Raw genomic sequence first — 20,408 nt, forward strand, 5'->3', positions numbered from 1 at the left:
GGCGAAGGTAGACCAGGCCGACGAGAGCACGCTGGTGAGGCGGGAGCTTGCAGCGGCGGTCACCCTCACGGGTGACGATGAGCATGGTTACCCACTCGACCAGGGCGTGCGGGAGGTCGAGTGCGGCAGGATAGGGAACCAACGAGGCTCCTGCGCTGATGAGTCGAGACGTCGAACACCTCTCTCAACGGCACAGGAGCCTCGTGCGTTGCGGGAGGCCGCCCCGTCACCCAACCGGTGGCCACTCTGAAAACGCTCAGTGTCCCGTTGTCGCCGGAACAAGTGGCGAACCTGGCCAGGGCCATGCGCGAGGTAGAGCCAAGGCTAGAGATCCTGGTGTGGATCGGGGCCTGCGCAGGGCTTCGCGAGGGCGAGGCTTTCGGCCTTACCCGACATGCCGTGAACTGGGATCAGGATCAGCTCTATGTCAAGGAGCAGCGGCAGGAAGGGCGCTCCGCGAAGCTGAAGACCAAGGCCAGTTACGCCACGCTCCCGGTGGATCACTTCCTGATCGTGCGCTTGAAAGAGCACATCGAGACCTTCCCTCAGGCAGTGCCAGTCACGACGGAATGGGAGCGGCAGCGGAGAGCCAAAGGCTACGTACCGCCGCCGGATGAGGGCCTGATTGTGACCAACCGGTACGGCCACTCCCTGAGGCGGGAGGCCTTCCGGATCAACTGGAAGGCTGCCGTGAAGCTGGCGGGTCTGCCCTACGACACTCGGTTTCATGACCTGAAACACTTCTACACGACGCGGCTCGGCGCATCGGGCGATTTCGATCCGAAGACGGTTCAGGCCCTGTCGCGTCACGCGGAGTTCTCGGAGACGTGGGACACCTACGCCCACCCCCCGCTGGCGGTCCAGGGCGTCAAGGTCAGTACCTTCGGTTCTCTGTTCGCGGCAGCATGATTCACTCGCTCAGAGATCTGGCCCGGGCCAAGTGTGGGGACTTGACCCGACCCGACCCTGCTGTGCAAGACTCACTGTCGGTTCGAGGCTACCCATCGCGACGCGAGGGGGTGCCGGCCCGTGGAACGGCCGGTGCACTCGATTCGACCCCGATTCGACCCCGTGAGTACCGGCAGAGCAGTTCAACGCTCTGACCAGGGAAGTTGGGGTGCGGCGGAGGCCACGGGTTTTTACTCGTGGTAGTAACCCGTGGACTGCTGGGGCAGGATGCCTTCCCTGTTCTGGAAGACCGACCCGTCCTGCGAGTACGGGAACGGGCCGCCCTGCTCGATCAGGTTGAGCGTGGTGTACGCCTGGGAGGGCAGATCGCCGTAACAGATGCTGCCCACCGCGGCGTGCGCCGTGGTGGCGGAGACCGTACCGCCCACCAGCAGGGCGGACAGTGCGGCGGCCGAGACGCCGATGCGGGTGATTCGTGGGGGGAATCTCATGCCCTCATGATGACGCGCGTAGACCATGGCATGTCAATGACAACTCCGAGGAGTTTTCGGGAAGTTAACCTGCCGACCGGGCCCGCCCCTAGGCGTTTTCGGGGAGTTCGTAGGAGCCGTACCGCGGGCGTCCCTCCGTGTCGTACGACTGGATGGAGACACCGCCGGCGGTGACGCGGCCGCCCGTGTGCCGGAAGGCCGTCGGCAGGGTGCCCTCGGTGAACAGGCGCCGGCCCGCGCCGAGCACCACCGGGAACGTCAGCACATGGATCGTGTCGAGGAGTTCGAGGTCCAGCAGGGAACGGACGAGGGCGCCGCTGCCGTGCACCTGGAGCTGGCCGTCGGTGCGCTCCTTGAGCGCGGTGACCTCCTTGGCGAGGTCACCGGCGACGACCGTCGTGCCGGCCCACTCCGGGTCGGTGAGGGTCGACGAGGCGACGTACTTCGGCAGCGCGTTCAGCTTGGCGGCGATGGGGTCCGCGGGGTCGGTCATCTTCGGCCAGTACGAGGCGAAGATGTCGTACGTACGGCGGCCGAGGAGGAACGCGCCGGCGTCGGCGAAGACCTCGCTGACGAACCGGCCGAAGTCCTCGTCGCCGTAGGTGAAGCTCCAGCCGCCGTGCTCGAAGCCGCCTCGGGTGTCCTCCTCGGGGCCGCCGGGCGCCTGGTAGACGCCGTCGAGCGTGACGAAGATGGTGGAGACGAGCTTGCCCATGGAGATCGCCTGCTTCCGGATGCGGGGTCTGCTGTCATCACCTCAGACCCCGCCCGGGCCCGCAACTCATCGGTTCAGCCCGCGTTCGTCGAGAACAGCCCGCCCGTCGGCCCCTGCTTGTCGCCTCCCTGCGCCTTCTTCAGGGCGTTGGCCAGGCCCTCGATGGTGAGGGACTGGAGGATCACCTGGCCGTCGCCCTCCAGGGTGGCCAGGGACAGACCCTCGCCGCCGAGCGCGGCGTTCATGACGCCCTGGCGGTTGAGGCCGCCGACGCGCTGGACGCCGTACCGGATGCCCTCCTCGAAGGCGACCACGCAGCCCGTGTCGACCTCGATGCGGCCGCCGAAGTCGGCCGGGTTGAGGTCGATGAAGTTGCCCGCGCCGCGATGATCACCGTGCCGTGGCCGGTGAACTTCTCCAGGACGAAGCCCTCGCCGCCCTTCATGCCGGTGCGCCCGCCCTGGAAGGCGATGCCGAAGTCGACGGTGGACTCGGCGGCCACGAAGGCGTCCTTCTCGGCGAACCACGCGCGTGTGCCGTGCAGTTCCAGGGCGCGCATCTCGCCCGGGAGCACACCGGCGAAGCCGACCGTGCCCTCGCCGCCCTGCGCGGTGAAGTACTGGAACGCCAGCGACTCGCCCGCGAGGGCGCGCTGGCCGACCTGCATGGCGGTGCCCATGGCCTGGCGCAGCATGCCGCCCATGCCGCCGCCGCTGCCGCCACCGCCCTGGGGCGACTGGCCGCCGTTCGCGGACGGGCCGCTCAGACGGGTCTCCATGGTCACGTTCGCCGTCTTGAACAGGAACTTCCCCGCCTCGCAGTACACGCTCTGGCCGGGGTGCAGGGTGACGACGGCCATCTGCATGGCGGTGCCGACGATGTCTTGCTGAAGAGTCACGAAAGGAGAACGCGGGAGGCGGAGGAAAGAGTTCCGGCGGGTCGAGGTCGGCGTCCGTCCACCGCCGGCACGCCGGGGGCGCGGGGCGGTGGGATGGGCCCATGACGACGACCTGGGAGGGACCCATGACAACGGCCTGCGGCACGCTCGACGGCAAGGTGGCCCTGGTGACCGGCGGCAGCCGGGGCATCGGCGCCGCCACGGCCCTGCGGCTCGCCCGGGAGGGCGCGGACGTGGCCGTGACCTACGTGAACGGCGAGGAGGCGGCGCGGGACGTCGTACGGGCCGTGGAGGCGCTGGGGCGGCGGGCGGTGGCGCTGCGCGCGGACGCCGGGGACGCGGACGAGGCGGCGGGCGCGGTGGAGCGCACGGCGGAGCTGCTCGGCGGGCTCGACGTGCTGGTGAACAACGCGGGGATCGGGGTGCTCGGGCCGCTGGAGGACCTGCCCCTGGCGGACGTCGACCGGGTGCTGGCCGTCAATGTGCGCGGGGTGTTCCTCACCTCGCGCGCCGCGGCCGGTCTGATGCCGCGGGGCGGGCGGATCATCACGATCGGCAGCTGTATGGCGCTGCGGGTGCCGGGACCCGGGGGGACCTTGTACGCGATGAGCAAGGCGGCGCTGGTGGGGCTGACGAAGGCGCTCGCGCGGGAGCTGGGCGGGCGGGGGATCACGGCGAACATCGTGCATCCCGGGCCGGTCGACACGGACATGAACCCGGTGGACGGGCCGTTCGCGGCGGGGCAGACGGGGTTGACGGCGGTCGGGCGGTTCGGGACGGTGGACGAGATCGCCGCGACCGTGGCGTATCTGGCGGGGGCCGCTTTCGTGACGGGGGCGGAGTTCGCCGTGGACGGCGGTCACGCGGCGTAGACCTCCGGCGGCTCGGGGGGACACGTGCGGGTGCGTCGCCTGGTGCGGCCTCCTGGGGGCTGTGCTGCCAGACCCCCCTTCGACCTGAACGGCCTCGTCCTCGAACGCCGGACGGGCTGGGAGGATGCCGGCCGGCGTTCGAGGGGTGAGGGTCAGCCGCCCAGTTCCTGGTGGCGGGCCGCCAGCCTCGCCGTGCCCTCCTCCGTGAGGGAGCCGAACAGGCGCAGGCGGGAGATTCCGCCGTCGGGGTAGATGTCCACGCGCGCGTGGGTGCCGACGGCCGGGGCCGGCAGGACGAAGCGGTGGTTGGTGTCGGGCTGGAGACGGGTCCGCGGGAGGATCTCGGTCCACTCGCCGTCCTCGCCGTCGCGGACGGAGACCGCTGCCCAGCCGGCGCTGTTGCCCTTCAGGTACGCGGTGTCGATCTCCAGGGCGCGGATCCGCGCCTGGGCCGCCAGGCGGTAGCGGATCCAGTCGTTGCCCCGGTCACGGCGGCGGCGGGTCTCCCAGCCGTCGTCCATCTTGCGGGAGCGGCCCGGTTGGATGGTGTTCGTCGCCGGGGAGTAGAAGAGGTTCGACGCGTCCTCGGCCCGGCCGCCGTTCTCCAGGGCGACCACGTCGAAGGTGCCGAGGACCGCCAGCCACGCGGGGTCGGGCACGACCTCGCCGTACACGCGCAGCCGGGCGATACCGCCGTCCGGGTGCTGGTTGACGCGCAGGTGGGTGAAGCGCTGCTCGGCGGAGACGGCGAAGCCGTTCGCCGCGTGGCCGCCGACGGGGGTGCGCGGGACGAGGGTCGTCCACTTCACGTCGTCGCCCAGCAGCTCCTCGGGGGACGGGGAGCCGGGGACGGAGGTGCCCTCGACGGACACCGCCTGCGGGTAGTTGCCGCGGAAGTGGGCCGTGTCGACCACGATCCCGCGGATCACACCGGGCGCGCCGAGGCGGACCAGGGCCCAGTCGTGGTCGTCGCGGGTGGGCCACGGGTGGTCGGCGGAGGCGCCGCGGCGGCGGCGGGTCTCCCAGCCGTCCATGATCTTGCCCTTGTGCCCGAAGTGCTCGGGGTCGAACTCGGCGGGCCCGGACACCAGCAGGTTCTCGCGCTGGGCGAAGAACTCGTCGTTGGCGGCGATGACGGCGGCGCCGAGCTGCCGGTCGGCGAGGTTGGCGTGGTGCGTGAAGGGGAGGTCGGCGGTGCGGTAGTCCGCGTACGGGTCGCCGCCGCCGTAGGGGTTCGCGTCGCCGGTGAAGTGCGGTATCGCTGCCACGGTGATCAGGTCTTCCTTTCGGGAGTCGGCCGGTGCGGGTGGAACCCGAGCCGCTGGGCTCAGGGGGTGCGCGTGAGCAGTTCGCCCTTCGGCGCGGTGAACTCGCCGTCCGCGTGAACGCGTTCGCCGCGCAGCCAGGTGGACCGCACGACGCCGTACAGGGTCCGGCCCGCGTACGCGGTGACGTGGTTGCGGTGCTGGAGGGCGGCCGGGTCGACGGTGAAGGTCTCGTCGGGGGCGAGGACGGCGAAGTCGGCGTCGCGGCCGGGCGCGATGGCGCCCTTGCGGTCGGCGAGGCCGACCAGCTCCGCCGTGCGCGTCGACATCCAGCGGACCACGTCCTCCAGGCCGTGGCCGCGCCTGCGGGCCTCCGTCCAGACGGCCGCGAGGCTCAGCTGGAGGCCGGAGATGCCGCCCCAGGCGGTGGCGAAGTCGTCCGTCTTGAGGTCGGCGGTGGACGGGGAGTGGTCGGTGACCACGCAGTCGACGGTGCCGTCGGCCAGCGCCTGCCAGAGCAGGTCCTGGTTGGCGGCCTCGCGGATGGGCGGGCAGCACTTGAACTCGCTGGCGCCGTCCGGGACCTCCTCGGCGGTGAGGGTGAGGTAGTGCGGGCAGGTCTCGACCGTGAGGCGCACGCCCTCCGCCTTCGCCGCCGCGATCAGCGGCAGCGCGTCGGCGGAGGAGAGGTGCAGCACGTGCACGCGCGCGTGCAGGCCCTTGGCCTGGGCGATCAGCTGGGCGATCGCCGTGTCCTCCGCGTCGCGGGGCCGGGAGGCGAGGAAGTCGGCGTACTTCGGGCCGCCCGCCTGCGGGGCCGCGTCCAGGTGGTGCGGGTCCTCGGCGTGCACGATCAGCAGGCCGCCGAAGCCGGCGATCTCGGCCAGGGACCGCGTCAGCTCGTCCTGGCCGAGGTGCGGGAACTCGTCCACGCCGGACGGCGACAGGAACGCCTTGAAACCGAAGACACCGGCGTCGTGCAGCGGGCGCAGGTCCTTGACGTTGTCGGGCAGGGCGCCGCCCCAGAAGCCGACGTCGATGTGCGCCTTGTCGGCCGCGACCCGCTGCTTCGTACGGAGGTTCTCGACCGTGGTGGTCGGCGGGAGGGAGTTGAGCGGCATGTCGACGAGGGTCGTGATGCCGCCGGCCGCCGCCGCGCGCGTGGCGGTCCAGAAGCCCTCCCAGTGGGTGCGGCCGGGGTCGTTGACATGGACGTGGGTGTCGACCAGACCGGGCAGCAGGACGTCGTCGCCGAAGTCCTCCAGGCGGGCGCCCGCGGGGACGGGCGCGTCGTACGGCAGGACGGCCGTGATCCGCCCGGCCAGGACGGCGACCGAGGCGGCGCGCGTCCCCTCCGGGGTGACCACCCGTGTCGAGCGCACCACCAGTTCAGCGTCGGACACCCCGGACCCCTCTCTTCCGTTCACCTCGGAGAAACTTCCACGCAACGGAATTCAACTTTCTGTTGAAGGAGTCTTCACCCACGCCTCGCACGTCGTCAAGAGCACACTCCTCCAGGGTGCCCCCACCGTCGACACTCTGGACGTTTCCGCAAGGCGGAATTACTATTCCGTGAAGCAGAACGTAGTCACGCACCACCGGGGAGTCAACCGACCGCCGGGTAGGCTTCAGCTCTTCCCGCCAGTTCCGAGTCCTGCCAGGTTCGAAAGGAACGCGCCGTGCCGACGTCGAGCGCCAGCACCACCGACTCCGCCAAGTCCGCCGGCGGAGGGGTCCAGTCCCTCGAGCGCGCCTTCGACCTCCTGGAGCGGATGGCCGACGCGGGCGGCGAGGTCGGCCTCAGCGAGCTGTCCGCCAGCAGCGGGCTGCCGCTGCCCACCATCCACCGGCTGATGCGCACCCTGGTCGTCTGCGGGTACGTCCGCCAGCAGCCCAACCGGCGGTACGCGCTGGGCCCCCGGCTGATCCGGCTCGGCGAGTCGGCGTCCCGGCTGCTGGGCACCTGGGCGCGGCCGTACCTGGCCCGGCTGGTCGAGGAGACCGGCGAGACGGCGAACATGGCGCTGCTCGACGGCGACGAGATCGTGTACGTGGCACAGGTGCCGTCCAAGCACTCGATGCGGATGTTCACCGAGGTCGGCCGACGGGTGCTGCCGCACTCCACGGGCGTGGGCAAGGCCCTCCTCGCGGGCTTCCCGGACGCCGAGGTGCGCGCCCTGCTCCACCGCACCGGCATGCCCGCCGCGACCGAGCGGACCATCACCACGCCGGAGGGCTTCCTGGCGGCGCTGGCGGACGTGCGGCAGACGGGTTACGCCGTCGACGACAACGAGCAGGAGATCGGCGTGCGCTGCCTGGCGGTGTCCGTGCCGGACTCCCCCACCGCGGCGGCCATCTCCATCTCCGGCCCGGCCGGACGGGTCACGGAGGCGGCCACGGACGAGATCGTGCCGGTGCTGAAGCAGGTCGCCGTGGAACTGTCCGAGGCGCTGGCCAGCTCGGGGCAGACGGTCTAGCCAGGGGTGCGGGTGCCTTCGGGGGCGGTGCGGCCGGACGGAGCCTAGCCTGGGAGCGGGGGACCGCTGCCGAGCGAGGTGTTCACGATGCTCCAGGAGAACAAGCACTGGTCCTCGGGAAACTGGCAGGTCAAGGAGGGCAGGGCCGACGAGTTCGTCGAGCTCTGGCGGGAGTTCCTCACCTGGACCAAGGAAGCGAACGACGGGTTCCTCGGGGCCCGTCTGATCCGGGATCTCAGAAGCCCGGACCACTTCGTCTCCTTCGCCGCCTGGCGGGATCTCGACTCGATGCGCGCCTGGCAGGGCTCACCCGACTTCGGCGAGCGCTTCAAGGCCGTCCACGCCCTGTGCGACGACATGCAGAGCGGGGGCTACGAGCTGGTCTGCGACATCTGAGACCGGCGGCCCACCCCCGGCGTCCGAGCGGCCCTGCCTCAGCGGCGCGGCGGCCCCCCGAACAGGTCCACCGCCCGGCGCACCTCCGCCAGACCTCGCGCGAGCGCGCTGACCGAGCCGATCGCGCCCGCGATGAGCAGCAGGGAGCGGCGCAGCCGCGGTATCTCGGGCGCGCCTCCGGCGGCCATGGCGTCCAGGGCGGCCAGTTCCTCCTCCGCGATGTCCCGGTCCGGGAACTCGGCGGGGTGTGCGGCGAGTTCCCGGCGCAGCCGGGACACGGCGGACCGCAGCTCCGACACCCGCGGATCCTCGTCGCTGCCGGTCACAGTCCTCTGCTCCACGCTCCGCAACACAGTCCTCCCCCTCGCACGCTGTCGTGCGCGTCCCGTTGTGGTGCATGCCCCCACCCGGGCGTCGGTCGGGCGCCCGGTCCGTCAGTGCGGGCGCCCAGTTAACGCCACGCCGGGCCGCGGGCGCCAGTCCGCTGCGTCATCGGCTTGCTGCGCTGCGTGATCGTTCCATGGGTGCTCGGGGAGTGCCGTGCGGTATGCAGGGACCATGACACGCACGCAGGACGAGGTCGCCGGTCTGCTGCTCGCGGCCGGCGGCGGCAGACGACTCGGCGGGCACCCCAAGGCGCTGCTGACGCACCGGGGACGGCCACTGGTGGAGCACGCGGTCGGGGTGCTGCGCGCGGCCGGCTGCACCCGGATCCACGTGGTCCTGGGGGCGGCCGCCGACGCCGTACGGGAGGCCGCCCGGCTGGACGGATGCGTCCTGGTGGAGAACCCGGAGTGGGAGGCGGGCATGGGCGGCTCGCTGCGGGCCGGGCTCGGCTCGCTGGCCGGGACGGGGGCGCGCGCCGCGCTGGTGTCGCTGGTCGACCAGCCGGGCATCGGGGCCGAGGCGGCGGGCCGGGTGCGCGCCGCCTACCGGGACGAGGAGTCCCTGGCGGCGGCCGCCTACGACGGCGTACGCGGCCACCCCGTGCTGTTCGGCGCCGCCCACTGGGCGGGCGTCGCGGCGAGCGCGACCGGCGACCGGGGGGCCCGCGCCTACCTCACGGCGCACGACGAGGCGATCACGCTCGTCGAGTGCGGGGACGTGGCCCGGCCCGACGACATCGACACGCCCGAGGATCTCGCGCACCTTGAGTGAAAGGCCTGGCACTGAGCGCCTCCTTGCCTCGACCCGAAGAGTCTCGACATCAACAAACCATTGAACTTCCACAATGAGGAAACTAGTATCCACTGATCAGAAGCATCCTGCTGCTCAGCAGGCGCTCTCCGCCCTACCCGGATCTCCTGGCACCCGGTGCCACGCTCGCTGAAGGAAGTGACAGCTCATGTCCGCACCAGCGCCGTCCCCGCTGGCCATCGTCGACGCCGAGCCCCTGCCCCGGCAGGAGGAGGTCCTCACCGAGGCGGCCCTCGCCTTCGTGGCCGAGCTGCACCGGCGCTTCACCCCGCGCCGTGACGAACTGCTCGCCCGTCGCGCCGAGCGCCGCGCCGAGATCGCCCGCACCTCCACCCTGGACTTCCTCCCGGAGACCGCCGCGATCCGTGCCGACGACTCCTGGAAGGTGGCCCCCTCCCCCGCGGCCCTGGACGACCGACGGGTCGAGATCACCGGCCCCACCGACCGCAAGATGACCATCAACGCCCTCAACTCCGGCGCCCGGGTCTGGCTCGCGGACTTCGAGGACGCCTCGGCGCCGACCTGGGAGAACGTGGTCGTCGGCCAGGTCAACCTGATCGACGCCTACACCCGGAACATCGACTTCACGGACCCGAACTCCGGTAAGTCGTACGCCCTCAAGGACGACGCGGAACTCGCCACCGTCGTCATGCGGCCGCGCGGCTGGCACCTGAACGAGCGCCACCTCCAGGTCGACGGCGAGCCGGTGCCCGGCGCCCTCGTCGACTTCGGCCTGTACTTCTTCCACAACGCCCAGCGGCTGCTCGACCTCGGCAAGGGCCCGTACTTCTACCTGCCCAAGACCGAGTCGCACCTCGAAGCCCGGCTGTGGAACGACGTGTTCGTCTTCGCCCAGGACCACGTCGGTGTCCCGCAGGGCACCATCCGCGCGACCGTCCTGATCGAGACCATCACGGCCGCGTACGAGATGGAGGAGATCCTCTACGAACTCCGCGACCACGCCTCGGGGTTGAACGCGGGGCGCTGGGACTACCTGTTCTCCATCGTCAAGAACTTCCGTGACGGCGGTACCAAGTTCGTCCTCCCGGACCGCAACGCCGTGACGATGACCGCCCCGTTCATGCGCGCGTACACCGAGCTCCTCGTCCGCACCTGCCACAAGCGCGGCGCCCACGCCATCGGCGGCATGGCGGCCTTCATCCCCTCACGGCGGGACGCCGAGGTCAACAAGGTCGCGTTCGAGAAGGTCCGCGCCGACAAGGACCGCGAGGCGAACGACGGCTTCGACGGCTCCTGGGTCGCCCACCCCGACCTGGTCCCGATCGCCATGGAGTCCTTCGACCGGGTCCTGGGCGAGCGCCCGAACCAGAAGGACCGGCTGCGCGAGGACGTCCACGTGGCGGCGGCCGACCTGATCGCGATCGACTCGCTGGAGGCGAAGCCGACCTACCCGGGTCTGGTCAACGCCGTGCAGGTCGGCATCCGTTACATCGAGGCCTGGCTGCGCGGCCTGGGCGCGGTCGCCATCTTCAACCTCATGGAGGACGCGGCCACCGCCGAGATCTCCCGCTCGCAGATCTGGCAGTGGATCAACGCCGGCGTGGAGTTCGAGAACGGTGTGAAGGCGACCCCCGAGCTGGCCCGCGAGGTCGCCGCCGAGGAGCTGGCGAACATCCGCGCCGAGCTGGGCGAGGAGGCGTTCGCCGCCGGTCACTGGCAGCAGGCCCACGACCTGCTGCTGGAGGTCGCGCTCGACGAGGACTACGCCGACTTCCTCACCCTGCCCGCCTACGAGCAGCTCCGGGGCTGAGCCGGCCTCACGCGGGTGTGTCCGAGTGGCCCAGGGACTTCCCCGGGGCCACTCGGTCGCGTACGGCCCGCTTGACCGCCGTCGGCTCCGGGAAGCCCTGCTCTCGGCGGTCCCAGACCACCTCGTCGTTCACCCGGACGACGAAGACGCCGCCCTTGCCGGGCCTGAGGGCCAGCTCCGTCAGCTCCGCCTCGAAGGTCGTCAGCAGCTCCTGCGCCAGCCAGGCGGCGCGCGGCAGCCAGCGGCACTGGGTGCAGTACTCGATCTCGACGCGCTGTGTGTCCGTCATCCCAGGTGTACCGACCAATCCTGTTCCGCGGCCGGCTTGCCGTGCAGGTCGGGCACCCGCTTGAGCCAGTCCGGCCGTCCTTGCCGGGTCTTCGCAGCGCGCACGGCTTCCTCGGCGGCGCGCTCCTCCCGCGTGGGGAAGTCCGTGGGCAGCCAGGCCGCGGAGACACGCGCACGCGCGTGGAGGTGCTCCACGTACGCCGTGCGGGCCTCCTCGGCGGTCGCGAAACCGGGTCCGTCCGTCAGCCAGGCGTCCGGGACCTCCGCGACGATCTCCCGCAGCAGGTCCTCGGTGACCTTGGGCGCCAGCTCGGCGTCGGCGGCCCGTACGTCGGGCGCGTAGTGGCCGAGGGCGTGGTGGCGGAAGTCGTACGCCCTGGCGGGGTCGGACCCGTCCCAGCGGTGGTGGAAGACGAGGGCGGCGCCGTGGTCGATCAGCCACAGGCGCGGCGGCGCGGTGCCGAACGTGGGCCAGACCATCAGGTTGGAGCTGTGGACGGTCCGGTCGACGTTGACGGTCAGCGCGTCCAGCCAGACGATCCGGCCCGCCTCCAGCGGGTCCACCGGGAAGACCTCGGCGACGTCCGGGGTGAAGTCCTTCGCGCCCGGCAGGTAGTCCATGCCGAGGTTGAGTCCGTGGCTGGCGGTGTGCAGGTCGCGCACCTCCTGGTGGGGCTCGCTCCCGGCGATCGCCGCGTCGAAGTGGACCAGCACCAGCTCGGGGAAGCGCAGCCCCAGCGCCCGGGCCAGCTCTCCCACGATCACCTCGGCGACCAGCGCCTTGCGGCCCTGCGCGGAGCCGGTGAACTTCACGACGTAGGTGCCCAGGTCGTCGGCCTCGACGACGCCGGGCACGGAGCCGCCGGACCGCAGGGGCTCGACGTAGCGGGTCGCAGTGACCTCTCTCAGCTTTTTCCCAGGCAATGCGATCTCTTCGCCTCACGATCGACGGCCGATGCCACGCGGGGCGAGCCGGGGCCCGTGCTCGCGGGCCGCGGCCCGAAGTGAAAATAGTAACCGGGCGGCCGATGCCACGGCCTGGGCGACCAGGGCCGGACCACGGCGGCGTCGCAGGGGGCGACTCCCGCAGGAGCGGCGGCCCGGCGCGCACGTCGCCCTTCGGTGGCCACCGCGTCCAAACCCGGCGCGGGAAGCGCTCCCGCCGACGCGCGTGCGTTCACCCGGCGTCGTCGCGCCTTCCTCGGACCATGGGCGCCTTCGCAGACTGGGCGGTGCGGCCCTTCGGTCCGTACCGCCTCGCGCCTCCCACCCGCCTCTCCCCTGGAGGGTCCGCCTCATGTCGGCACAACCGATCGAGGTCCACCCGAGCGACGCGCCGTACGACGCGCTGCGCCGCGGCTTCAACCAGCGCTGGATCGCCCGGCCCGACTACGTCGTGGTGGCCACGTCCGCGGCCGACGTGGTCGCGGCGCTCGCCAAGTTCCGGGCCGACCCGGCCAACGCCGCCCGCCGGGTCACCGTGCGCTCGGGCGGCCACTGCTACGAGAACTTCGTCGCGTCCGCCGACGTCGGCGTCATCATCGACGTCGGTCAGCTGAATCGCGTCTACCACGACCCGTCGATGAACGCGTACTGCGTCGAGGCGGGCGCGACGAACTGGCACAGCACCACACAGCTGTACCGGTCGGCCGGCCTGGCCCTGCCCGGCGGTTCCTGCTACTCGGTCGGCCTCGGCGGTCACGTCTCCGGCGGCGGTTACGGCCTGCTGTCCCGTCTGTTCGGCCTCACCGTGGACTACCTGTACGCCGTCGAGGTCGTGACCGTCGCCGACGGCAGGAACCCGAAGATCACCGTGGCCCGAAAGGACTCCGCCGACCCGGCCCTGCGGGACCTGTGGTGGGCGCACACCGGAGGCGGCGGCGGCAACTTCGGAGTGATCACCAGGTACTGGTTCCGCGACCTGCCCGAACCGCCCGCCCAGGTCCTGCTGAGGTCGGTCGCCTGGGAGTGGAAGGACTTCGCGAAACGGCCCGACCTGTTCAAGTCGCTGGTGCGCCGCTACGGACAGTTCTTCGAACACGAGCACGCGGGCACGGGACCGGACTTCATCCACCGCCACGGCTACCGCGACCTCTTCACCCTGCTCAAGCTCACCCACGAGAGCGCCGGCAAGGTCGGACTGACCGTCCAGCTCGACGGCACGCGGCAAGACTCACCCGCACGTCTGAAGGCCTTCCTGGACTGGATCACCGAGGGCTTCAGCACCGGTGGCGTCCACCATGTCGCGGAGACGGCGCTGGACCTCCAGATCGGCGAACACCCCGCGCAGACCGAACTGTTCATCCCGACCCGCCTGCCGTGGCTGACCGCCACCCAGAGCCTGAACGGCTCCGGTCCGAACCGCTGCGGCAAGTACAAGTCGGCCTACCACACCAAGGCCTTCACCGATCAGCAGATCGACGCGATCCACCGCCACCTCACCGACCCGATCTACAGCAACCCCGACGCGCTGGTCCAGGTCGACTCCTACGGCGGGGCGGTCAACGACGTGGCCCCGGAGGCGACCGCCGTGCCCCAGCGCTCCTCCGTCCTCAAACTCCAGTACCAGGCGTACTGGACCTGGGACAAGGACGCCGACAGGAACGGGGTGTACGACTACCGGGACGCCGAGAAGGACGCGGGCATCGCCGCCCCGCACCTGCGCTGGATCCGCGACTTCTACCGGGACGTCTACCGGACCACCGGTGGCGTGCCCGCGGTACCGGATCCGGCGCTGCCCGCGTCGCTGTCGTCCCACACGGACGGTTGCTACATCAACTACCCGGACGTCGACCTGAACGACACATCCCTCAACACCTCGGGTCAGCCGTGGCACCGGCTCTACTACCAGGGCAACTACGTCCGCCTGCAACGGGCCAAGGGGCACTGGGACCCGCACGACGTCTTCCGGCACGCGCAGTCCGTCAAGGGCGGGCCGGCCGGGTCATGACCCGGCCGCCAGCGGGTTGGGCAGGGGCAGGTAGCGGGCGTCGGCGCCGTCCGCGCCGGTCCAGCGCAGCAGCAGGTTCGTCTTGCCGGGCAGGGTGGGCGCGCCGAGCAGGGCGAGGGCCTCGGGCAGGTCGTGGCGGGCCAGCTCGCGGCGGACGGCCGGCCAGGGGTCGAGCCCGGGATGCCGTTCGACGAGGGCGGCGGCGATCTCGGTGAGGTGGTTGACGACCAGGCAGTACACGAGCCGCTCCCAGCCGGCGGCCCGGTCCACGTCCGCCAGCAGCTTCACGCCCTCGGCGTCCCGGAACAGCGCCTGCACCGGCGTACCGGCCGCGTCGACGGCGACCAGCGTGTTCTGGACATGGGCCTCCAGGACGACGCCGTGGTCGGCGAAGGCCGCGAGCGCCGGGGGGACCACGGCGGCCAGGTACGCGTCCCACCAGGCCGCCGGGTCCGCCGTCGCGGCGAGCGGGCTGCCCTCGAAGCCCTCCACGAGTCCCGCGGCGAGCAACGGGGTCGTACCGGGCAGGAGGTGGTCGTGCAGCCCGTCGCGGACCAGGACGGCCAGTTCCTCGAAGGCGAAGCCGGCGGTGCGGTAGCCGCGGTCGCTCAGCCAGGCCGCCGGGCCGCCGGCCGCCTTGAACGCCTGGCCGGCGGCGGCGTCGGTGCGGCGCAGTTTCAGCAGGTCGTGCCGCCACAGCCGGCGGACGTCGTTGGTGATGCGGACGTCGAGGCTGAACTTCAGGAACAGGTCCCGCTCGGGCGCGTACAGCGTGCGCACGGCGGCGGTCGGCCAGGCGTCGAACCCGGTGGTGCCGAGCCGGACCAGACGGCCGTCGGCGAAGGCGGGGGCCAGTTCGCGGTCCGTCAGGTCGAGCTGCCAGGGGTGGGCGGGCAGCAGCCGGTAGCCGGGCGGGGCCGTGCCGAGGGCGTCCAGGGCGGAGGTGTCGCCCTCCTCGACGACCGTGTCCTCGCGCACCCCGAGGAGCACCAGCGGGAAGCGGGCGTACGCCTCGGGGGCGTACGGCAGCCAGCGCGCGGCCGGGGCGCCGCCGCGCGCCTTGGGGGCGGGGTGGTGCGGGTGGCCGGTGACCAGGGACTGCTCGGAGCGCAGATAGGAGTCGGCGGGCGGGACGGTCCGCGCGCGTGCGGCGAGCAGGGCGGCCACCGCGTCCCTGCTGTCGATCATCTCGGCGGGGAGTTCGTGGTTGGACAGGCCGGTGTGGCGGCGCAGTTCCTCACCGGTCAGCTTGACCAGTTCGGTGTGGCCGAGCCGGTGCCAGGCGCCGTCCGCGCGGACCTCGGGCTCGGCGGGCCGCCGGGCGCCGCGCACCCGCAGCAGCCGGCCGGTGCCGGGCAGCCGGTACACCAGCCGTCCGTCCCGCTCCGGATGCGCGGGCAGCGGCTCGGCGACCTCCCGCAGCAGGCAGTTGAGCAGCGGCGCGGCCGCGTAGGCGTCGGCGGCGCCGTCACCTACGGCGCCGTCCGCGGGCACTGCGGGCACCGCGGCCTCTGCGGGCTCGGCGGGCGGGGGGCTGAGATCGACGCGGTCCACGATTCCCTACGGTTCATGTGTGCGGAGACGATCAGTATCGCTGGCGTCCCGGCCCGGCCGTGACGCCCTGGTCGTACCGGCTCGTACCCGACTTGTACCCGTATTCGTACCCGAGGAGCCCGCCCGTGCACCGTCCTCCCACCGCCGAGGCCGAGGTGGCCGCCGATCTCGCCGTGGTGCGCCCCGATCTCGGGCCCCGGTTCACGGCCGCGCTGCCCGGCGCCCGGGCGGCCGTACTGACCCGGCTGTGGCGGGCCCTGGCCCATGAGCCGCTGCCCTGGATCGAGCACCGGGAGCGCGGCGCGGAGGGCCTCACGCTGCGGCTGCGCGACGGCCGCCTGCTGCACGGCCCGCATCCCGACCCGTACGCCACCACCGCGTACGTGACCGGCGTGCGGCTGGACGGGGTGGCGTACGACGATCCCGCGCGGCTGACGACGGCGCTGGCGGTGCCGCACGGCGGGGAGTTCGCGGCCGAACTCGGGCACAGCGTCGCGTCGCTGGCCCTGTCGCGGGCCGGGCAGCAGCAGCCGCGCTCGAAGGAGTGGCCGGTGCACGACTGGGAATGGGAGCGGCGGGTCGTCGACGGGCATCCGTACCACCCCAGCTGCCGTTCCCGGCCCGGCTTCACGGTGGCGGAGCAGCTGGCCTACGGGCCGGAGCACGGGCCCACGGTACGGCTGGGGCTGCTGCCGGTGCCGGCCGCGGAGTGCCTGGTGTCGGGCGAATGGCCCGCGGAGCTGCGGGACGGGCAGCGGCTGGTGCTCCCGGTGCACCCGTGGCAGGCGGCGCACGTCCTCAAGCGGTCCTGCGAGCACGGCGTCCCGGCGCGTCCGCTGATGTCGCTGCGCACGCTCGCGCTGCCGGACGGGCCGCACGTCAAGACCGCGCTGAGCGCCCGGCTGACGTCCTCGGTCCGGGACATCTCCGTCGGCTCGGTCGCCGCCTCGGCGGCCCTCTCGGCGTTCGCGGAGACCCTCGCGGCCCGCACGGACGGTCTGCTGCACGTCACCCGCACCCTGGGCGCGGCCACGGCCGACTCCCCCGATCTGGCCGCCGTGTTGCGCGAGTCGCCGGGCGTGTACGGCGCGCCGGGCGAGCACGTCGTCCCGGTGGCCGCCCTCGCCACCACCGAACTACCGTCCTCCCCAGGCTGGTCGGCGGAGTTCGCGCGGCTGTGCCTCACCGTCGGGCTGCGGCTGCTGGAGCTGGGGGTGGCGCTGGAGGCGCACGGCCAGAACCTGCTGGTCGTACTGTCGGCGTCGGGCGCCCCGCTGCGGCTGGTCTACCGCGACCTCGCCGACATCCGCGTCGGCCCCGCCCGGCTGGCCAAGGCCGGCATCCCGCTGCCCGGGGACCTGCCCGCGCGGATCCTCACGGACGACGTGACGGCCCTGCGGCGCAAGCTGTTCGGCTCGATGGTGGGCGGCGCGCTCGCGGGCACGACGGGCGGCCGGGCGGCCCTGGGAGCGGCCCTGGAGTCGGCCGTACGGGAGCTGCCGCGCACGCCGGACCTGGTGGCGCTGTGCGAGGAACCGCTGCCGGTGAAGGCGCTGACGCTGATGCGGCTGTCGCCGGGCGGGGCCGGGGACCGGTGGGCGGCGCTGCCCAACCCGCTGACCGCGCAGGCGGACTGACGCCGGTTCGCGGGCAGGCCCCGTTCACGACATGCCCCGTTCACGACATTCCCCGTTCGCCGACCGACCCCGTTCACGACAGGCCCCGCTCGCCGACCGACCCCGCTTTGTGGCGGGACACCCCTGATCAATAGGATCCGCCGATGATCAGAACACAACGGCTGGCGGCGGGCGTCTGCGCCCTGCTCGCCGCGCTCACGGCCGGGCTCGCGTTCCCGGCCGGGGCGGTCGCCGACGAGACCACAGCCCTCGCGCCCAAGGTCGACCTGGTCCTCGACGTCAGCGGTTCCATGCGGGCGAAGGACATCGACGGCGGGACGCGGATGGCCGCGGCCAAGCAGGCGTTCAACGAGGTGCTGGACGCGACCCCGGAGACCGTCCTCCTCGGCATCCGCACCCTGGGCGCCAACTACCCGGGCGACGACCAGAAGACGGGCTGCAAGGACACCGCGCAGCTCTACCCGGTCGGCCCGCTGGACCGGACCGAGGCCAAGGCGGCGGTGGCGACCCTGTCGCCGACCGGCTGGACGCCGATCGGTCCCGCCCTGCTGAAGGCGGCCGACGATCTCGACGGCGGCTCCGGCTCCAAGCGGATCGTGCTGATCAGCGACGGCGAGGACACCTGCGCCCCGCTCGACCCGTGCGAGGTGGCCCGCGAGATCGCCGCCAAGGGCATCGGCCTGACCATCGACACCCTCGGCCTGGTGCCCAACATCAAGATGCGCCAGCAGCTCAGCTGTATCGCCGAGGCCACCGGCGGCACCTACACCTCGGTCGAGCACACCGACGAACTCGCCGACAAGGTCAACCAGTTGGTGGACCGCGCGGCCGACCCGGTGGTGACCCCGGTCGCCACCGAGGGCGCGGACTCCTGCTCGAAGGCGCCGACGCTGAAGTCCGGTCTGTACACCGACCGCGAGGAGTTCGGCCAGGAGCGCTGGTACCGGGTCGACGTCGAGCCGGGCCAGGAACTGCGTGCCTCGGTCAGCGTGTCGGCGGACCGGGCCATGAACCCCGACTACGGGGTGCTGCTGCGGGCGGTGACCGTGCACGGCCGGGAGATCGTGCGCGGCGAGGCCTCCGGCATCGGCCGCACCGACGTCATCTCGACCGGTCTGCGCTATCCGAAGGCGGAGAGCGACGACGAGGACGCTCCCCCAGAGGGGGTACCCCCAGCCGAGACGGTGTGTCTCCAGGTCACCAACTCCTACTCGGCCGCATCCGGCGTGAAGACCACGCCCGGCATGCCGGTGGAGCTGACCGTGGACGTGGTCGACGCCCCCTCGCCGGCGAGCGACGTGGCCTCCTTCGGTCTCGGCCGCGGCTGGTGGCTGCTCGGCCTGCTGGTGCTGGTCGGCTTCCTCGCGGGTGTCGTCTGGGGCTGGGTGTCGCGCTGGCGTGTCGCGGTCTGGAGGACCAACTGATGCGGATCACACGAGTGTTGAGCGGCGCGCTGCTGGCGCTGGGGCTCGCGGCCGGACCGGCCGCCGCCGACTCCTCCCCCTCCGCGAGCCCGTCCGAGGACGGCTCCGCGCCCACCTCCGCGGGCACGTCGTTCCGTACGGCGACGGAGGTCGAGCAGGGGCAGACGGCCACGGCGAGCGCCTCCACGGGTGACTACCTGTACTGGTCGTTCCCGGCCGACTCGGGCCTGCGGCCCACCGTGAAGGCGACGGTGAAGCTGCCGGACGAGCACGTGGCCCAGACCTGGCAGATCGACGTGTACGACGGTCTGCGGCGCCGTCAGGCCTGCCAGTACGGCGCCCAGACCCGCACCGCCGCCCAGGGCACCGCCTCCGTGGAGCTGGCCTGCGTGCTGCGCACGGTCCGCGCCTGGTCGGAGCCGTGGGCGAACGACCCGCTGCCGGGCACGTACTACGTCCGGCTGACGGCCACCGGCCTCAAGTCGTCCGACCTGGGCCTGCCGATGAGCGCCGAACTGCGGGTCGACTCCAAGGACATCGGCGGCTCGGCGGCCGTGGACGGCTCGCTGGCCGAGCCGCTCGTCCCCGGGATCGCCGTCACGTCCGAGGCGGAGGAGGACGCTGAGTCGGCCTCGGCCGTGCTGTCGAGCCTGGAGCCCGACGACGGCTGGGCGTCCGGCTGGTGGTCCGACCGCTGGGTGTGGACCGGGCTCGGCGCGGTGCTGGCCGCGCTGGCCGGCATCGGCGGCTACGCGCTGACGCGCGGCTCGGGACGGCCCCGGCAGGTGCCGCCGGGAGCCTGACACTCCCGCCCCGGTCAGGATCCCGAATGCCTGACGTCTCCTCAGAAGGCCCACCGCGGTGCGGCGGTGGGCCTTCTCTCACGCCTCCCGCAGCTCCTTGGCGAGCGTCCCCTCGCCGGTGACCTCGATCCGCCCCGCGCGGACGGCGTCCAGCACGCCCAGTTCCCCGCGGGCGACGGCCGTGCCGGTGTCGGCGTCGAGCGAGAGCCGGGCGTCGGGCTCACGGGGTGCGCGGCCGTCGCCGTAGACCGGCCCCTCCGGCACCCCGACGTGCAGGTGGAAGTCCCCTTCCTCCAGCCGGACTTCGACGAGCCCCTCCCCCGCCAGGCCGCGCAGCAGCGGCAGCGCGAACCAGTGCGCGCGCAGGGCGTCGGTGGGCCGCCGCTCCCCCAGCTCACCCTCGCCCCATGTCCCCAGCGCCTGGAGCACCGGCAGCAACTCCCGCCCGCGGCCGGTGAGTTCGTACACGTAGGCCGCGCCCGGCGGGGGCAGCCGGCGCCGGGTGGCGAGACCGTCCCGTTCCATGTCCTTCAGTCGTCCGGCGAGCACGTCCGTGCTGACGCCCGGCAGGTCGGCGTGCAGGTCCGTGTAGCGGCGCGGGCCGGCGAGCAGCTCCCGGACGATCAGCAGGGTCCAGCGGTCACCGACGGCGTCGAGCGCGCGGGCGGCGGAACAGTACTGGTCGTAGCTTCGGCGACGTGACATGGCACGCAGTCTAGACATGTCGTTGGACTTTCCAAGCTGGAACTTGGTAAAACCAA

Annotated in this window: 18 protein-coding genes and 3 pseudogenes; 10 read left to right on the forward strand and 11 right to left on the reverse strand. The window is 72.3% G+C overall.

Annotated features, from left to right (window positions below):
* Window positions 1-142, reverse strand: a pseudogene (locus tag ACZ6D7_RS40290) (IS5/IS1182 family transposase); the annotation flags it as partial.
* A 95-nt stretch (window positions 143-237) separates the two neighbouring features.
* Between ACZ6D7_RS40290 and ACZ6D7_RS40295 the strand changes: the two are divergent.
* Entirely contained in the window at window positions 238-909 is a 672-nt protein-coding gene (locus ACZ6D7_RS40295) for a site-specific integrase (RefSeq protein WP_469501880.1), read from the forward strand.
* Between the two features lie 233 nt (window positions 910-1,142).
* Here ACZ6D7_RS40295 and ACZ6D7_RS40300 read toward each other — a convergent pair.
* The 3 genes and pseudogenes from ACZ6D7_RS40300 to ACZ6D7_RS40310 form a co-directional block, all read right to left on the reverse strand.
* A pseudogene (locus ACZ6D7_RS40300) lies at window positions 1,143-1,400 on the reverse strand (guanyl-specific ribonuclease); the annotation flags it as partial.
* A gap of 88 nt (window positions 1,401-1,488) precedes the next feature.
* Window positions 1,489-2,115 (reverse strand): dihydrofolate reductase family protein, encoded by a 627-nt coding sequence (locus tag ACZ6D7_RS40305; protein WP_469501881.1) that lies wholly within the window; start codon window positions 2,113-2,115, stop codon window positions 1,489-1,491.
* 74 nt (window positions 2,116-2,189) lie between these two features.
* A pseudogene (locus ACZ6D7_RS40310) lies at window positions 2,190-3,013 on the reverse strand (AIM24 family protein).
* A 125-nt stretch (window positions 3,014-3,138) separates the two neighbouring features.
* Between ACZ6D7_RS40310 and ACZ6D7_RS40315 the strand changes: the two are divergent.
* Entirely contained in the window at window positions 3,139-3,885 is a 747-nt protein-coding gene (locus ACZ6D7_RS40315) for an SDR family NAD(P)-dependent oxidoreductase (protein WP_469501883.1), read from the forward strand.
* A gap of 152 nt (window positions 3,886-4,037) precedes the next feature.
* Here the strand turns inward: ACZ6D7_RS40315 and alc are convergent, their stop codons facing one another.
* Together alc and allB are read right to left on the reverse strand one after the other, a co-directional pair.
* Complete coding sequence (alc, locus tag ACZ6D7_RS40320; protein ID WP_469501886.1) at window positions 4,038-5,153, reverse strand: allantoicase; 1,116 nt, start codon at window positions 5,151-5,153, stop codon at window positions 4,038-4,040.
* Window positions 5,154-5,212: 59 nt separating this feature from the next.
* Window positions 5,213-6,553, reverse strand: a complete 1,341-nt coding sequence (gene allB, locus ACZ6D7_RS40325; RefSeq protein ID WP_469501888.1) for an allantoinase AllB — start codon at window positions 6,551-6,553, stop codon at window positions 5,213-5,215.
* 276 nt (window positions 6,554-6,829) lie between these two features.
* Here allB and ACZ6D7_RS40330 point away from each other — a divergent pair, with 276 nt between their 5' ends.
* Together ACZ6D7_RS40330 and ACZ6D7_RS40335 are read left to right on the forward strand one after the other, a co-directional pair.
* On the forward strand, window positions 6,830-7,627 hold the full coding sequence (locus ACZ6D7_RS40330) for an IclR family transcriptional regulator (RefSeq protein ID WP_469501890.1): 798 nt from the start codon (window positions 6,830-6,832) through the stop codon (window positions 7,625-7,627).
* Between the two features lie 87 nt (window positions 7,628-7,714).
* Window positions 7,715-8,023 (forward strand): antibiotic biosynthesis monooxygenase family protein, encoded by a 309-nt coding sequence (locus ACZ6D7_RS40335; RefSeq protein WP_416986242.1) that lies wholly within the window; start codon window positions 7,715-7,717, stop codon window positions 8,021-8,023.
* A gap of 38 nt (window positions 8,024-8,061) precedes the next feature.
* Here the strand turns inward: ACZ6D7_RS40335 and ACZ6D7_RS40340 are convergent, their stop codons facing one another.
* On the reverse strand, window positions 8,062-8,376 hold the full coding sequence (locus tag ACZ6D7_RS40340) for a DUF5955 family protein (RefSeq protein ID WP_469501894.1): 315 nt from the start codon (window positions 8,374-8,376) through the stop codon (window positions 8,062-8,064).
* Between the two features lie 205 nt (window positions 8,377-8,581).
* On the opposite strand from ACZ6D7_RS40340, the gene ACZ6D7_RS40345 reads away from it, so the two are divergent.
* Together ACZ6D7_RS40345 and aceB are read left to right on the forward strand one after the other, a co-directional pair.
* On the forward strand, window positions 8,582-9,181 hold the full coding sequence (locus ACZ6D7_RS40345; RefSeq protein WP_469501896.1) for a nucleotidyltransferase family protein: 600 nt from the start codon (window positions 8,582-8,584) through the stop codon (window positions 9,179-9,181).
* A gap of 187 nt (window positions 9,182-9,368) precedes the next feature.
* Window positions 9,369-10,991, forward strand: coding sequence for a malate synthase A (gene aceB, locus ACZ6D7_RS40350; protein WP_469501899.1), 1,623 nt, complete (start codon window positions 9,369-9,371; stop codon window positions 10,989-10,991).
* A gap of 7 nt (window positions 10,992-10,998) precedes the next feature.
* Here aceB and ACZ6D7_RS40355 read toward each other — a convergent pair whose 3' ends face one another.
* Together ACZ6D7_RS40355 and ACZ6D7_RS40360 are read right to left on the reverse strand one after the other, a co-directional pair.
* A complete protein-coding gene (locus ACZ6D7_RS40355) occupies window positions 10,999-11,280 on the reverse strand; it encodes an Rdx family protein (protein WP_469501902.1) in 282 nt (93 codons plus the stop codon).
* Window positions 11,277-12,203, reverse strand: a complete 927-nt coding sequence (locus ACZ6D7_RS40360) for a HipA family kinase (RefSeq protein WP_469501904.1) — start codon at window positions 12,201-12,203, stop codon at window positions 11,277-11,279. Before ACZ6D7_RS40360 ends, ACZ6D7_RS40355 begins: the two co-directional genes overlap by 4 nt.
* Window positions 12,204-12,576: 373 nt before the next feature.
* Here ACZ6D7_RS40360 and ACZ6D7_RS40365 point away from each other — a divergent pair, with 373 nt between their 5' ends.
* The gene (locus ACZ6D7_RS40365; RefSeq protein WP_469501907.1) at window positions 12,577-14,229 is read left to right on the forward strand and encodes an FAD-binding oxidoreductase; all 1,653 of its coding nucleotides are present in this window, start codon (window positions 12,577-12,579) and stop codon (window positions 14,227-14,229) included.
* On the opposite strand, the gene ACZ6D7_RS40370 is transcribed toward ACZ6D7_RS40365, so the two are convergent.
* The gene (locus tag ACZ6D7_RS40370; protein ID WP_469501910.1) at window positions 14,224-15,783 is read right to left on the reverse strand and encodes an IucA/IucC family protein; all 1,560 of its coding nucleotides are present in this window, start codon (window positions 15,781-15,783) and stop codon (window positions 14,224-14,226) included. The two genes, ACZ6D7_RS40365 and ACZ6D7_RS40370, sit on opposite strands and share 6 nt — an antisense overlap.
* 125 nt (window positions 15,784-15,908) lie before the next feature.
* Between ACZ6D7_RS40370 and ACZ6D7_RS40375 the strand changes: the two genes are divergently transcribed.
* The 3 genes from ACZ6D7_RS40375 (at window position 15,909) to ACZ6D7_RS40385 (ending at window position 19,647) form a co-directional block, all read left to right on the forward strand.
* Window positions 15,909-17,420 (forward strand): IucA/IucC family protein, encoded by a 1,512-nt coding sequence (locus ACZ6D7_RS40375; protein WP_469501912.1) that lies wholly within the window; start codon window positions 15,909-15,911, stop codon window positions 17,418-17,420.
* Window positions 17,421-17,563: 143 nt separating this feature from the next.
* Entirely contained in the window at window positions 17,564-18,844 is a 1,281-nt protein-coding gene (locus ACZ6D7_RS40380; protein WP_469501915.1) for a VWA domain-containing protein, read from the forward strand.
* On the forward strand, window positions 18,844-19,647 hold the full coding sequence (locus tag ACZ6D7_RS40385) for a hypothetical protein (RefSeq protein WP_469501918.1): 804 nt from the start codon (window positions 18,844-18,846) through the stop codon (window positions 19,645-19,647). The genes ACZ6D7_RS40380 and ACZ6D7_RS40385 overlap by 1 nt, the downstream gene beginning before the upstream one ends.
* A gap of 78 nt (window positions 19,648-19,725) precedes the next feature.
* Here the strand turns inward: ACZ6D7_RS40385 and ACZ6D7_RS40390 are convergent, their stop codons facing one another.
* Window positions 19,726-20,352: a winged helix-turn-helix transcriptional regulator gene (locus ACZ6D7_RS40390; RefSeq protein ID WP_469501920.1), complete on the reverse strand. Its 627-nt coding sequence runs from the start codon at window positions 20,350-20,352 to the stop codon at window positions 19,726-19,728.
* Window positions 20,353-20,408: the final 56 nt, after the last annotated feature.

The organism is Streptomyces sp. NPDC041784 (assembly GCF_055591025.1).

Bases quoted from the DNA above. Each gene is read 5' to 3' on its own strand.
- ACZ6D7_RS40355 (WP_469501902.1), bottom strand. From the start codon at position 11,280: ATGACGGACACACAGCGCGTCGAGATCGAGTACTGCACCCAGTGCCGC.
- ACZ6D7_RS40385 (WP_469501918.1), top strand. From the start codon at position 18,844: ATGCGGATCACACGAGTGTTGAGCGGCGCGCTGCTGGCGCTGGGGCTC.
- ACZ6D7_RS40305 (WP_469501881.1), bottom strand. From the start codon at position 2,115: ATGGGCAAGCTCGTCTCCACCATCTTCGTCACGCTCGACGGCGTCTAC.
- ACZ6D7_RS40380 (WP_469501915.1), top strand. From the start codon at position 17,564: ATGATCAGAACACAACGGCTGGCGGCGGGCGTCTGCGCCCTGCTCGCC.
- aceB (WP_469501899.1), top strand. From the start codon at position 9,369: ATGTCCGCACCAGCGCCGTCCCCGCTGGCCATCGTCGACGCCGAGCCC.
- ACZ6D7_RS40335 (WP_416986242.1), top strand. From the start codon at position 7,715: ATGCTCCAGGAGAACAAGCACTGGTCCTCGGGAAACTGGCAGGTCAAG.
- ACZ6D7_RS40345 (WP_469501896.1), top strand. From the start codon at position 8,582: ATGACACGCACGCAGGACGAGGTCGCCGGTCTGCTGCTCGCGGCCGGC.
- ACZ6D7_RS40315 (WP_469501883.1), top strand. From the start codon at position 3,139: ATGACAACGGCCTGCGGCACGCTCGACGGCAAGGTGGCCCTGGTGACC.
- ACZ6D7_RS40365 (WP_469501907.1), top strand. From the start codon at position 12,577: ATGTCGGCACAACCGATCGAGGTCCACCCGAGCGACGCGCCGTACGAC.
- ACZ6D7_RS40390 (WP_469501920.1), bottom strand. From the start codon at position 20,352: ATGTCACGTCGCCGAAGCTACGACCAGTACTGTTCCGCCGCCCGCGCG.